At 64.6% G+C, this 12405-nt stretch carries 13 protein-coding genes; 1 reads left to right on the top strand and 12 read right to left on the bottom strand.

What is annotated here, in order from left to right; all coding sequences use genetic code 11:
• Positions 1-123 precede the first annotated feature (123 nt).
• The 12 genes from DCM79_RS24145 to cysG all read right to left on the bottom strand — a co-directional run bounded on the left by DCM79_RS24145 (position 124) and on the right by cysG (position 11365).
• Positions 124-912 (bottom strand): 3-hydroxybutyrate dehydrogenase, encoded by a 789-nt coding sequence (locus tag DCM79_RS24145; RefSeq protein ID WP_257176663.1) that lies wholly within the window; start codon positions 910-912, stop codon positions 124-126.
• Positions 905-2089, bottom strand: coding sequence for a patatin-like phospholipase family protein (locus tag DCM79_RS24140; protein ID WP_257176662.1), 1185 nt, complete (start codon positions 2087-2089; stop codon positions 905-907). Before DCM79_RS24140 ends, DCM79_RS24145 begins: the two co-directional genes overlap by 8 nt.
• Before the next feature lie 77 nt (positions 2090-2166).
• Positions 2167-2667: a CAP domain-containing protein gene (locus DCM79_RS24135; RefSeq protein ID WP_257176661.1), complete on the bottom strand. Its 501-nt coding sequence runs from the start codon at positions 2665-2667 to the stop codon at positions 2167-2169.
• A 123-nt stretch (positions 2668-2790) separates the two neighbouring features.
• On the bottom strand, positions 2791-3825 hold the full coding sequence (locus DCM79_RS24130; protein ID WP_257176660.1) for a sulfate/molybdate ABC transporter ATP-binding protein: 1035 nt from the start codon (positions 3823-3825) through the stop codon (positions 2791-2793).
• Positions 3815-4723: a sulfate ABC transporter permease subunit CysW gene (gene cysW, locus DCM79_RS24125; protein WP_257176659.1), complete on the bottom strand. Its 909-nt coding sequence runs from the start codon at positions 4721-4723 to the stop codon at positions 3815-3817. Before cysW ends, DCM79_RS24130 begins: the two co-directional genes overlap by 11 nt.
• A 9-nt stretch (positions 4724-4732) precedes the next feature.
• Positions 4733-5569, bottom strand: coding sequence for a sulfate ABC transporter permease subunit CysT (cysT, locus tag DCM79_RS24120; RefSeq protein ID WP_257176658.1), 837 nt, complete (start codon positions 5567-5569; stop codon positions 4733-4735).
• Between the two features lie 38 nt (positions 5570-5607).
• Positions 5608-6621: a sulfate ABC transporter substrate-binding protein gene (locus DCM79_RS24115; protein ID WP_257176657.1), complete on the bottom strand. Its 1014-nt coding sequence runs from the start codon at positions 6619-6621 to the stop codon at positions 5608-5610.
• A gap of 108 nt (positions 6622-6729) precedes the next feature.
• Complete coding sequence (locus DCM79_RS24110) at positions 6730-7461, bottom strand: phosphoadenylyl-sulfate reductase (protein ID WP_257176656.1); 732 nt, start codon at positions 7459-7461, stop codon at positions 6730-6732.
• On the bottom strand, positions 7458-7973 hold the full coding sequence (locus DCM79_RS24105) for a DUF934 domain-containing protein (RefSeq protein WP_257176655.1): 516 nt from the start codon (positions 7971-7973) through the stop codon (positions 7458-7460). The genes DCM79_RS24110 and DCM79_RS24105 overlap by 4 nt, the downstream gene beginning before the upstream one ends.
• Complete coding sequence (locus DCM79_RS24100; protein ID WP_257176654.1) at positions 7960-9615, bottom strand: nitrite/sulfite reductase; 1656 nt, start codon at positions 9613-9615, stop codon at positions 7960-7962. Before DCM79_RS24100 ends, DCM79_RS24105 begins: the two co-directional genes overlap by 14 nt.
• An 11-nt stretch (positions 9616-9626) precedes the next feature.
• Positions 9627-9944 (bottom strand): DUF2849 domain-containing protein, encoded by a 318-nt coding sequence (locus DCM79_RS24095; protein ID WP_257176653.1) that lies wholly within the window; start codon positions 9942-9944, stop codon positions 9627-9629.
• A complete protein-coding gene (cysG, locus tag DCM79_RS24090; RefSeq protein ID WP_257176652.1) occupies positions 9941-11365 on the bottom strand; it encodes a siroheme synthase CysG in 1425 nt (474 codons plus the stop codon). The genes DCM79_RS24095 and cysG overlap by 4 nt, the downstream gene beginning before the upstream one ends.
• A gap of 245 nt (positions 11366-11610) precedes the next feature.
• Here cysG and cysD point away from each other — a divergent pair, with 245 nt between their 5' ends.
• Positions 11611-12405 carry a sulfate adenylyltransferase subunit CysD gene (cysD, locus tag DCM79_RS24085; protein WP_028138502.1) on the top strand — a complete coding sequence of 265 codons (795 nt, stop codon included), beginning with the start codon at positions 11611-11613 and terminating at the stop codon, positions 12403-12405.

Raw genomic sequence — 12405 nt, 5'->3', positions numbered from 1 at the left:
GCCGCCTCGCTCTCAATTTCGTAGGGTGGGCAAAGCGAAGCGTGCCCACGTTCTTTTCCAATCATCGAGTGACGGTGGGCACGGCGCTGACGCGCCTTTGCCCACCCTACAATACTGAGCGCGTTACGCGGCGGTCCAGCCGCCGTCGATCGAGAGATTGGTGCCGGTGATCTGGGCGGCGTCGTCGCTGCACAGGAACAGTGCCAGCGCTGCGACCTGCTCGGAGGTGACGAATTCCTTGGTCGGCTGCGCCGCGAGCAGCACGTCGTTGATGACCTGCTCGCGCGTCAGATTGCGTGCCTTCATCGTGTCGGGGATCTGCTTCTCCACCAGCGGCGTCCAGACATAGCCGGGGCTGATGCAGTTGCAGGTGATCTTGTGGGTCGCGACCTCCAGCGCCACGGTCTTGGTGAGACCGGCGATGCCGTGCTTGGCCGAGACATAGGCCGACTTGAAGGGCGAGGCCACCAGCGAGTGTGCGGATGCCGTGTTGATGATGCGGCCCCAGCCCTTCTTCTTCATGCCGGGCACCGCGGCGCGGATGCCGTGGAAGGCGGAGGACAGGTTGATCGCGATGATCTGGTCCCACTTCTCGATCGGAAACTCCTCGACCGGCGAGACGAACTGGATGCCGGCATTGTTGACGAGGATGTCGACCGAGCCGAAGGTCGTCTCGCCGAGCGCGATCATCCCGGCGATCTCGGCGGGCTTGGTCATATCGGCGGGCGAATAGATCGCCTTCACCTTGAACTCCTGCTCGATCCTGGCGCGTTCCTTCTCGATGTCCTCCGGCGTGCCGAAGCCGTTGATGACGACGTTGGCGCCGGCGCCGGCGAACGCACGCGCATAGGCGAGCCCGATGCCGCTGGTGGATCCGGTCACGACGGCGTTCTTGCCTGACAGACTACCCATTCTGTTCGCTCCTTTTTGCCGGGGGCGCGGAGACGTCCCCCGTGAGATCGTAAGTCACCATGGTCTCGCCGGACTGCGGCCGCTCGAGCCAGTCCTTGTGGCGCATCGACAGGTGCACGTCGTTCACGCCGGCCTCCCAATGCTCGACCATGGCGACGTGAGAGAAATCGTAATCCTTCGACGAGGATTCGTAGTTCTTGCTGCGGTAGATCAGATGCACCACGGTGACGGTGCTTTCGCGCGACACTTTCGCGAGGAATTCGACGGAGGGGTCGTTCTTCAGGTAGTCCGGCAATTTGCCGATCAGGTCGCGCACGGCCTTGCGGGCGTTGTGCAGCTGCTTGTTCTTGTCGGTGTTCATCCGCGTGCGGCTGGAATAGCGGATGTCCTTCTCGCGCTCGGCGGCCTCCAGCAGCGAGGTCGGCAGATCGCCACGCGCCGAAAACAGGTCGACCTGGAAGATCAGCATGTCGCGATCGAGCTCGGCATCGAGCACGTAGTCGAGCGGGGTGTTGGAGGCGATGCCGCCGTCCCAATAATGCTCGCCGTCGATGATCACCGAGGGAAAGCCGGGCGGCAGCGCGCCGGAGGCCATGATGTGCTCCGGGCCGATTTTCTTGCCAAGCTTCTTGAGCTCGTAATTGTCGAAATATTTGAAATTGCCGGAGGTGACGCCGACCGCGCCGACCGACAGGCGGGTCTTCAGGTCGTTGATGCGGTCGAAATCGACCAGGCGCTCCAGCGTCTTCTTCAAGGGCGCCGTGTCGTAATAGCTCTGGGCTTCGGGATGCCCCGGCGGCCACAGCGGCGCCGGCGGGACGCGGGGGACGAAGAAGCCGGGCACGCCGAAGGTGGCGATCAGCGCGGCACTGGTCGAGTTGAACAGCTCACGGCTGTGATCGCTCTTGCCGATCGGCTTCCACGGCACCGGCGCGGAGACCATCTCCCAGAATTCCTTGAGCCGCTTGACACGGGCCGGCCCCTCGTTGCCGGCGATGATGGCGGCGTTGACCGCGCCGATCGAGATGCCGGCGACCCATTCCGGCTCGAAGCCGGCGCCACACAGCGCCTGATAGGCCCCCGCCTGGTAAGAGCCGAGCGCGCCGCCGCCCTGCAGGACCAGGACGCGTTGCGCATGCGCGGGGATGCGGGCGGATTCCGGGCTACGATCTGTCATCGGGGAACATTAGCAATGGCGCGCCACCGTGGCGACACTTCGCGACGGCGTCAATGCATGCCGGGATCAAGTCTGGCTCATCGCTCCGTCGAGGCCAGGATCATGGTCCAGAACACCTTGTACTTGGTGCCGGGGGCATAGCTCGCCGCGATGCCCAATTTTGTGACACCGTTCTTGAGCATGTTGGCGCGGTGCGGAGGCGAGTCGCGCCAGCCCGAAAAGGCTTCCGCCAGCGTATGATAGCCGGCCGAGATGTTCTCGACCGCGACGGTGGCAGGATAGCCGCCGGCGGCGAGGCGCTTGGCCAGGGGCGCGCGGACGTCATGGTCCATCTTGTTGGCGGCGGCCATGGCCTGGGACTGGGATTCCGCAAGCCGCATCAGATCGGGGTCGACCACGACCGTGCCGAGCATGTTGTTCTGGCGGTATTGCGAGATCATGATCGCGGCCGCCTGCGCATCGAGCTTGGAGCCCGGCACCGCCATGTCGGTATACATCGACGGCTGCTGGACCGGCGCCTCGTTGCCGGCACAGCCGGCGAGCAGCAAAGTGATGAGAATTGCGGCCGCAGCGCGCATGAAGGTGCCCCCGAATGAGGGGCCGTTGTTGCATATCAACAATGGCTGAAAGGTGAATTTTGAGGAAAATTTGAGCCGTCATTCCCCGGCGATGCGAAGCATCGAACCCGCAATCACGGGGCCTTAACCCGCAAATATCCGGTAACGGCGCGGTTCGAGGCCGATCATGTCGCCGGCGCGCAGTTCCTTGTCGCGGGGGGCATCGATCTCGATGGTCTTGCCGCCTGACAATGCGACCTCGGCCCGCTGCACGGGGCCGAAATTGCGGACATGCTGCACCGAACCCTCGAAAGCGCCGCTGCCGGGCGGGCCGACCACCATGTCATGTCGGCGCACGAACAGTCTTGACGCGCCGGGCGCGAGCCCGTCCGCCGCAAGGGCGAGCGGCCGGTCGCCGAGCCTGACGACGCCGCCCTCGACCTGCACCGGCAACTCGATGGATTCGCCGATGAAGCCGTGGACGAAGGCGCTTGCCGGGCTGTCGTAGACGTCGTCGGGCGAGCCGATCTGCTCGATCCTGCCCTTGTCCATGACCACGACGCGGTTGGCGACTTCCAGCGCCTCTTCCTGGTCGTGGGTGACGAAGATCGAGGTGACGTTGATCTCGTGGTGGAGCGAGCGCAGCCACCTGCGCAGCTCCTTGCGCACCTTGGCGTCGAGCGCGCCGAACGGCTCGTCGAGCAGCAGGATGCGCGGCTCGATCGCGAGCGCGCGGGCGAGCGCGATGCGCTGGCGCTGGCCGCCGGAAAGCTGGCTCGGGTAGCGATCGGCGAGCCAATCAAGCTGTACGAGGTCGAGCAGCTCCTTGACCCGGGCGCGGATGGTCGCTTCGTCCTTGCGGACCGCGCGCGGCTGCACGCGCAAGCCGAAGGCGACATTCTCGAACACCGTCATGTGGCGGAACAGCGCGTAATGCTGGAACACGAAGCCGACATGCCGCTCGCGCGCGCCCTGCGCCAGCGCGTCCTCGCCGTTGATGAGGACTTCACCGGCATCGGGCCAATCGAGGCCGGCGACGATCCTGAGCAGCGTGGTCTTTCCCGATCCTGACGGTCCGAGCAGCGCCACCAGCTCGCCGCCGTCGACCTTGAGGTCGACGCCGTCGAGGGCCTTGAAGCTGCCGAACGTCTTGACGAGATTTCTGACTTCAATGGTCACTTGCCTGTCCCTGGTCCAGATGGCGTTCCAGTACCGTCTTGGCGATCAGCGTAATCAGCGCCAGCATCGCGAGCAAGGAGGCAATCGCGAAGGCGGCGACGAAGTGGTATTCGTTGTAGAGGATCTCGACCAGCAGCGGCATCGTGTTGGTCTCGCCGCGGATATGGCCGGAGACGACCGAGACCGCGCCGAACTCGCCCATCGCCCGCGCGTTGCAGAGCAGGACGCCATAGAGCACGCCCCATTTGATGTTGGGCAGCGTGACGCGGAAGAAGGTCTGCAGGCCCGAGGCGCCGAGGGAGATCGCGGCCTCCTCCTCCTGCGTGCCCTGCTCCTGCATCAGGGGAATCAGCGCACGCGCCACGAACGGGAAGGTCACGAAGGTAGTGGCGAGCGCGATGCCTGGCACCGCGAACAGGATCTGGATGTCGTGATCCCTCAGCCAGCTGCCGAAATAGCCCTGCGCGCCGAACAGCAGCACGAAGACGAGGCCGGAGATCACCGGGCTCACCGAGAACGGCAGGTCGATCAGCGTGATCAGGAACGTCTTACCCGGGAAGTCAAATTTGGCGATGGCCCAGGCGGCGACGAGGCCGAACACCAGATTGAGGCCCACGGAGATCGCTGCGACCAGCAACGTCAGCCTGATCGCGGCCAGCGCCTCCGGATCGGCCAGCGCTGCAAAATAGGCGGCGATTCCCTTCGAAAACGCATGCGCGAACACCACCACCAGCGGCAGCACGACGAAGATGCCGAGAAACGCGACCGCGACAACGATGATGACAATGCGCACTGCCTTCGGCTCGGTGCGAAGATTGTCCCGCGCGAGGGCTTCACGTGCACGGGCCTTCTCGTCGGACGAGGTGACGGGACCTGAATGGGCGATCTGCATCGTCATGGTCCGCCCTCAGCGCGCCGGGATCCGGCTCTGCGCCCAGCGCTGGAGCCGGTTGACGGCCAGGATCACGACAAAGGAGACGACGAGCATGACCACCGCAATGGCGGTCGCGTCGGCATAGCGGAATTCGGACAGGCGGATCACGATCAGGAGCGGCGCGATCTCGGACACGTTGGGCAGATTGCCGGCGATGAAGATCACCGAGCCGTATTCGCCGACCGCGCGGGCGAAGGCGAGCGCGAGCCCGGTGAGCAGCGCCGGCGCCAGCGAGGGCAGGATCACGCGCGTGATGGTCTGCCAGCGGTTGGCCCCCAGGCTGCCCGCGGCCTCCTCGATCTCGGGATCGAGATCCTGCAGCACCGGCTGCACCGTGCGCACCACGAAGGGAATACCGATGAAGATCATGGCGACGAAGATGCCGACCGGCGTGAACGCCACCTTGATGCCGAGCGCTGCAAGCGGCGCCCCCAGCCAGCCCTGCTCGGCGAACAGCGCGGTCAGCGCGACGCCCGCCACCGCCGTCGGCAGCGCGAAGGGCACGTCGACGATGGCATCGAACAGCCGGCGGCCGGGAAAGCGGTAGCGCACCAGCGCCCAGACGATGATGCTGCCCATGACGAGATTGACACAGGCCGCGGCGAAGGCGAGGCCGAAGGAGACGCGCAGGGCATTCAGGGTGCGGCGGCTGGAGAGGATATTCCAAAATTGTTCGGGACTGAGCTCGAGCGATTTCAGGAACAGCCCGGCGAGCGGAATGAGGATGATGACGGACAGCCAGGACAGCGTCAGTCCCATCGTGAGACCGAAGCCCGGCAATGTCCGGCGTCGTGCTGCGATTGCGCTCACCAGGCCCCCTGCAAAAAGCCTCTTAAGACAGCAGCCGATCAGTTCTTGTAGATCTGGTCAAAGATGCCGCCGTCGGCGAAATGTTCCTTCTGCGCCTTGGTCCAACCACCGAAAACGTCGTCGATCGTAAATAGTTCGAGCTTGGCGAAGGCGTTTTCATATTTCTTTGCGATCTCGGCATCGCGCGGGCGGTAGAAGTTGCGCGCGGCGATCTCCTGACCCTCCCTGGTGTACCAATATTGCAGGTACGCGTCGGCGGCGTTGCGCGTGCCCTTCCTGTCGGCCACCTTGTCGACGATGGCGACCGGCGGCTCGGCCAGGATCGACTGCGGCGGCGCCACGATCTCGAACTTGTTCGCGCCGAACTCCTTCAGCGCGAGGAACGCCTCGTTCTCCCAGGCGAGCAGCACGTCGCCGACGCCGCGCTCGACGAAGGTCACGGTGGCGCCGCGGGCGCCGGTATCCAGTACCGGCACCTGCTGGTAGAGCTTTCCGATGAAATCCTTGGCCTTGTCAGCCGACCCGTATTTCTTCTGCGCAAAACCCCAGGCCGCAAGATAATTCCAGCGCGCACCGCCCGATGTCTTCGGGTTCGGCGTGATCACCGCGACGCCCGGCTTGACCAGATCGTCCCAGTCCTTGACGGCCTTTGGATTGCCCTTGCGCACCAGGAATACGATGGTCGAGGTGTACGGTGATGAATTCTGTGGCAGCCGCTTCTGCCAGTCGACCGCGGTAAGGCGCTTGGCTGCGATTGCATCGATGTCGTATGCGAGCGCGAGCGTCACCACGTCGGCCTGCAAGCCGTCGATCACGGCGCGGGCCTGCGAGCCGCTGCCGCCATGCGACTGCTTGATCTCGACACTCTTGCCGGTCTCCTTTTGATAGGCATTCGCAAATGCCTTGTTGAACTCGGCATAGAGCTCGCGGGTCGGATCGTACGACACGTTCAACAGGTTGATGTCAGCGGCGGGAGCCGCGCTTGCCAAGAAACCCGTCAAGACGAGACCTGCAGCGAGCGGAACGATACGGCGCATCATGTCCATCTCCATTCACTTCACTGACATCGGTGTCGGCGAAGGCAGGCGAAACTCGCGGCGAAACGCGCTCAAGTCAACGAAACCGGATTTCCTTGTTTGCAGCGTGGCAATGTCGCTGTGCTACGAAGTCTTCATCGTGTGGATGCCGCATTCTGTCTTGGCTCGGCCGCGCCAGCGACCGGCGCGTTCATCCTCGCCTTCGGCCGTTCTGCTCGTGCAAGGCATACACCCGACCGACCGGAAACCGGAGGCAACCAGGGGATGACGCGGCAATTTGGCGCGGACGAAGATCGCCTCGAGGTCCTCGCGTGAGACGTTGGCGAACGGATTGAACTTCAATCGCACACCGTCGTCCTCGACGACCGGAATGTCGGTGCGCGCATTGCCCTGGAAACGCTTGCGGCCGTTGAGCCAGGCATCAAAGGGCTTCAGCGCGCGCGCCAGCGGCTCCACCTTGCGGATGCGGCAGCAGGCGTCGGGATCGGAGAACCAGAGATCGCGGTCGGGATCCTCGCGCGACAGGGTCTCCTCGGCCGGCTTGATCGAGCGGACATCCTTCAGACCCAGCGTCGCGATCAACGTGTCGCGATAGGCCAGCGTCTCCTCGAACAGCCAGCCGGTGTCGAGGAAGATCACGGGGATCGCCGGGTCGACATCCGCCATGACCTTCAGCAGCGTCGCCGATTCGGTGCCGAAGGACGACACCAGCGCCAGCTTCTCGCGCCCGACCGTCTTCAGCGCCGCGGCAACGATCTCCGCGGGCGAGGCATCGCGCAAGGCGCGATCGAGCTCCTGCGCGGAAGGCAGCGCAGAAACGGAGAGCTGGGCGAGCTGAGAGGGAACGACGTTCACGTGCCGACACCCTCGGAATGACGCAGCTGCATGCGCCGGTGCAGCGCGGTGATACGGCCGTCGCCGGTCGGCTGGTAGAACACCGAATAGCGCTTGGCGGTCTCCATGAAGGCTTCCGCGTCGGCCTGCTTCTTGACCTCGAAGGCGTCGAAGCCGGCGCGCAGCATGAACACGAACTGGTCGCGCAAGACCTGGCCAGTCGCACGCAGCTCGCCGCGATAATCGTAGCGCTCGCGCAGCAGGCGGGCCTGGCTGTAGGCGCGGCCGTCGCGGAAGGTGGGGAAAACCAGCGCGACGGCGGCGACCTTGCCGAGATAGGGCACGAGCTCGCTGATGTCGCGGCTGTTGGGCCAGATCACGCCGACCTTGCCCGAACGGTTGAGGAGCGTGTCGACCTCGCCCAGGAAGCGCTCGGCCGGCACCAGGATGTCGCCGCCCTCGGGCAGCGGCGTGTCGACGGCGAGCTTGGCGAAGCTGTCGGCCGTGATCTTTCCGCCTTTAACGAGTGGCATAGACGCGCTCCTTGAAAGGTTCGACGCCGAGGCGCTTCACGGTGTCCATGAACAGCTCTTCGGGCCGCTCGCGCAGCGCCAGATAGGCTTCCACGATGTCCTCGACGACGTCGGCGACCTCGTCGAACTTGACGCCCGGCCCGATCAAAGTGCCGAGCGCGGCGCTCTCGTCGGCACGGCCGCCGATGGTGATCTGGTAGACCTCCTCGCCGTTCTTCTCGACACCGAGAATGCCGATATGGCCGACATGGTGATGGCCGCAGGCATTGATGCAGCCGGAGATGTTGATGTGGAGCCGGCCGATCAGATTGGCGAGCTCGTGATTGGCGAAGCGCCGCGTCAGTTCCTGCGCGATCGGGATCGAGCGCGCATTCGCCAGCGAGCAATAATCGAGCCCGGGGCAGGCGATGATGTCGGTGATCAGGTTGACGTTGGGCGTCGCGAGCCCGAGCTTGTCGAGTGCCTTCCACAGCGCCGGCAGGTCGCGCTTGGCGACATGCGGCAGCGCCAGGTTCTGCTCATGGCCGACGCGAATCTCGCCGAAGGAATATTTGTCGGCGAGATCGGCGAGTGCGTCCATCTGCTCGGCAGTGGCATCGCCCGGAGGCCCGCCGGTCGGCTTCAGAGAGATGGTGACGATGGAATAGCCCTGCACCTTGTGCGGAGCCACGGAGTTCTTGCGCCACGCCTCGAAATCAGGATCGGCCGCGGCCTGGCGCAGCTCGTCCGGCATGTGCGGCAGTTTCTCGTAAGCCGGATAGGTGAAGCGCGAGCGGATGTCCTCGATCACTTCGTCGTCGATCTCAAGCGAGGAGTTGCGGATGTGCTGCCACTCGTCCTCGACCTCGCGCGAGAACTTCTCGATGCCGAGCTCGTGCACCAGGATCTTGATGCGCGCCTTGTAGATGTTGTCGCGGCGGCCGTACTGGTTGTAGACGCGCAGGATGGCCTCGATATAGCTGAGGATGTCGCGGCCGTGCACGAAATGCTTGATGGTCTTGGCGATGAACGGCGTGCGGCCGAGACCGCCGCCGACCAGCACCTCGAAGCCGGTCTCGCCCTTCTCGTTCTTGATCAGGCGCAGGCCGATGTCGTGGATCTTGATCGCGGCGCGGTCATGGTCCGATGCGGTGATCGCGATCTTGAACTTGCGCGGCAGGAATGAGAATTCCGGATGCAGCGTGGTGTGCTGGCGGATCAGCTCCGACCAGATGCGCGGGTCCTCGATCTCGCCGGGCGCGACGCCGGCCCATTGGTCCGAGGTGACGTTGCGCATGTTGTTGCCGGAGGTCTGCATCGCATGGATGCCGACCTTGGCGAGGTCTTCCAGCGCGTCCGGCAATTCGGCGAGCTTGATCCAGTTGAACTGGATGTTCTGCCGCGTCGTGAAATGGCCGTAGCCGCGGTCGTATTTCCGCGCGACATGGGCGAGCGCCCGCAGCTGGTTGGTCGCCAGCGTGCCGTAGGGGATCGCCACGCGGAACATGTAGGCGTGCAATTGCAGATAGACGCCGTTCTGCAGGCGCAGGATCTTGAACTCGTCCTCGGTGAGCTCGCCGGAGAGGCGCCGCTTCACCTGGTCGCGGAACTCCGAGACGCGCTCGTTGACGAGCGTGCGGTCGATTTCGTCGTAAGCATACATAAGAAGATGCCTTAAGCCTGGGCCGATTGTCCGATGGTCACACCGGTACGGCGAATCTGTTCGCGCAGATTGCCGGGTTCGATCTTGCCGTCGGCGCCGACCTGCACCGGAGCGATATAGGGGCCGATCGCGCCGACGTCATCGGCGATGGACTCCGCAAGCAACGCCTTGGCCTCGTCGGAGTTGCGCACGATCGCGGCTTCCGAGAGGTCCGCGGACCAGCTCTTGGCGGTGGTGCGGTACACCACGATGCCGTCCCAGGTGCGATTGGCGGTCACGATCGAGGGGCCGGCGATCTTGATCTTCTTCTGTTCGAGCGGAGAGGTCATTCGGCTGCATCCAATAGGTCAGAGATGATTTGGTTGGGCGTCTGCCGGCGGAGCGAACCGGCATGCCGGACCACCTCGCCGATGATGAGAATGGCCGGACCGCCATCGGCTCTCCGCGCGAGCTCGGGAAGTTCGCGAAGCGTGCCGATCGCGCCTTGCGCGTCGGGACGCGTGACGCGGGCGAACACGCCGACCGGCGTCTCCGGCGAACGGCCCGCAGCGAGCAGGCCCGCGCGCACGGTCGCTGCCGCGGACACGCCCATGTAGACGACGACGGTCATCCTGGTGTCGATCAGCGCCGACCAGTCCACCACTTCCGCATCGCGCGCCTTGTGCGCGGTGAGGAAGGTGATGCGGGTCGCTTCATGACGGTAGGTGAGCGGCACCTCGAAATCGGCGGCGCCGCCGAGGCCTGCGGTGATGCCGGGAACGACAGAATAGGGAACGCCTGCGGCGCGCAGCGCTTCGATCTCTTCGCCGCCGCGCCCGAACACGAAGGGATCGCCGCCCTTCAGCCGCACCACCCGCTGGCCGGCCTGCGCGGCCTCGATCATGCGCTTGTTGATGGCGTCCTGGCCGATGCCGGGCTTGCCGACGCGGCGGCCGACGGCAACGCGCGTGGTGTCGCGGCGGATGCGGTCGAGAATTTCGTCCGAGACCAGTTCGTCATGGAAGACGATGTCGGCGTCCTGCAACGCGCGCAGCGCCTTGATGGTGAGAAGATCGGGATCGCCGGGACCGGCGCCGACCAGCGCGACCGAGCCTTGCGGCTGGTCCGCGCGCGCGAATTCGGAAGGATCGGAAATGGCCTTGAGCGCCGCGTCAGCTTCGCTTTTGCGGCCGGCGAGCACGGCGGCACCGATCGGACCGTCGATCACCCGCTCCCAGAAGCGGCGGCGCAGCGGAAACTCGGCGATACGTTCGTTGATGGATTTGCGGAAGCTGCCGATGAACTCGGCGAGTTCGCCGATGCGCGCCGGAAGCAGCGCCTCGATCTTCTCGCGCACGCGCCGTGCCACCACCGGGGATGTGCCGCCGGTGCCGACCGCGACCACGACGTTGCCGCGATCGACGATCGCCGGAAAGATGAAGCTGGAATGCTCGAGATCGTCCATGACGTTGACGGGGAGCCCAAGCGCCTTGGCGCGAATCGACATCGCCACCCCGACATCGCCCGCGCCTGCGCAGACGACGGCGATGACGCCGGCGAGATCGGCGGTGAGCGGATCGCCCGTCCGGACTTCGATACGCGCCGCGTCTTCCGCGCGGAGGCCGAGATCCTGATTGCCGTCGATCGCGTGCACACGGATGCGCGCGCCGGCCGCAGCGAGCACGCGCAGCTTGGCGCGCAAAAGCTCGCCTGCGCCGATGAGAACCACCGGACCGGCCTTGAGATCGAGGAATACCGGCAAGAACCGCATACGATACTCGCTTCCCCCACTTCCGGGGTTGACTGGAATTATTTTCTATATATGTGTCGTTTCGAGCGCGCAAAGAGAAAATTTTTTCTTCTCTTCTGCATCGCAACTATAGAATTTTCGCCTCCAAACGCAAAGTGGCAGAGATGCATCTTCTCAAGGACAATTCCGCTTCGGTCGGAGTGAGCAGCAGAGCCCCCCTCGCACGCCCGGGCTCGCAAGAATTTTCTGCCGATGTTGCGCCGAGCATGGACCATCTCGACCAGCTCGAGGCGCAGAGCATCTACATCTTCCGCGAGGCCTTCGCCCGGCTGAAGAAGATCGCCCTGCTGTGGTCGCTCGGCAAGGATTCCAACGTCATGATCTGGCTGGCGCGCAAAGCGTTCTTCGGCAAGATGCCGTTCCCGGCCCTTCATGTCGACACCGGCAAGAAGTTTCCGGAGATGTATCGCTTCCGCGATCATTACGGCAAGGAGTGGGATCTCGATCTGCGCGTCGAGCCCTGCCCGCCCATCGATGCCGTCGATCCGACATTGCCGCCGGCCGCCCGCTCCGCCGCGCGCAAGACCGAAGGCCTCAAGATGGCGCTCGCCAAGTATGGCTTCGACGGCCTGATCGCCGGCATCCGCCGCGACGAGGAAGCGACCCGCGCCAAGGAACGCGTGTTCTCGCCGCGCGGCCTTGAAGGCAATTGGGACGTGCGCGACCAGCCGCCGGAGTTCTGGGATCATTTCAACGCCTCGCCGCCGCAAGGCGCGCATTTGCGCATCCATCCGATCCTGCATTGGACCGAGGCCGATATCTGGGCCTACACCAAGCGTGAGAACATCCCGATCATCCCGCTCTATCTGGCGAAAGACGGCAAGCGCTACCGCTCGCTGGGCGATCAGGACATCACCAACCCCGTGAATTCGACGGCGTCGACCATCGACGAGATCCTGATCGAGCTCGAGCAGACCAAGGTCCCGGAGCGCTCGGGGCGCGCGCTCGACCACGAGACCGAGGACGCCTTCGAGCGCCTTCGTGTCGCCGGCTATCTCTGA

The organism is Bradyrhizobium sp. WBOS07 (assembly GCF_024585165.1).
Taxonomy (GTDB): domain Bacteria; phylum Pseudomonadota; class Alphaproteobacteria; order Rhizobiales; family Xanthobacteraceae; genus Bradyrhizobium; species Bradyrhizobium japonicum_B.
Note: the sequence above shows the minus strand (reverse complement) of the source record. Positions and strands in the feature narration are given on the sequence as shown.

Excerpts from the sequence above, each read along its gene's own strand:
- DCM79_RS24140 (WP_257176662.1), bottom strand. The coding sequence starts at position 2,089 with ATGACAGATCGTAGCCCGGAATCCGCCCGCATCCCCGCGCATGCGCAA.
- DCM79_RS24100 (WP_257176654.1), bottom strand. The coding sequence starts at position 9,615 with ATGTATGCTTACGACGAAATCGACCGCACGCTCGTCAACGAGCGCGTC.
- DCM79_RS24135 (WP_257176661.1), bottom strand. The coding sequence starts at position 2,667 with ATGCGCGCTGCGGCCGCAATTCTCATCACTTTGCTGCTCGCCGGCTGT.
- DCM79_RS24145 (WP_257176663.1), bottom strand. The coding sequence starts at position 912 with ATGGGTAGTCTGTCAGGCAAGAACGCCGTCGTGACCGGATCCACCAGC.
- DCM79_RS24105 (WP_257176655.1), bottom strand. The coding sequence starts at position 7,973 with ATGCCACTCGTTAAAGGCGGAAAGATCACGGCCGACAGCTTCGCCAAG.
- DCM79_RS24115 (WP_257176657.1), bottom strand. The coding sequence starts at position 6,621 with ATGGAGATGGACATGATGCGCCGTATCGTTCCGCTCGCTGCAGGTCTC.
- DCM79_RS24095 (WP_257176653.1), bottom strand. The coding sequence starts at position 9,944 with ATGACCTCTCCGCTCGAACAGAAGAAGATCAAGATCGCCGGCCCCTCG.
- cysW (WP_257176659.1), bottom strand. The coding sequence starts at position 4,723 with ATGACGATGCAGATCGCCCATTCAGGTCCCGTCACCTCGTCCGACGAG.
- cysG (WP_257176652.1), bottom strand. The coding sequence starts at position 11,365 with ATGCGGTTCTTGCCGGTATTCCTCGATCTCAAGGCCGGTCCGGTGGTT.
- cysD (WP_028138502.1), top strand. The coding sequence starts at position 11,611 with ATGGACCATCTCGACCAGCTCGAGGCGCAGAGCATCTACATCTTCCGC.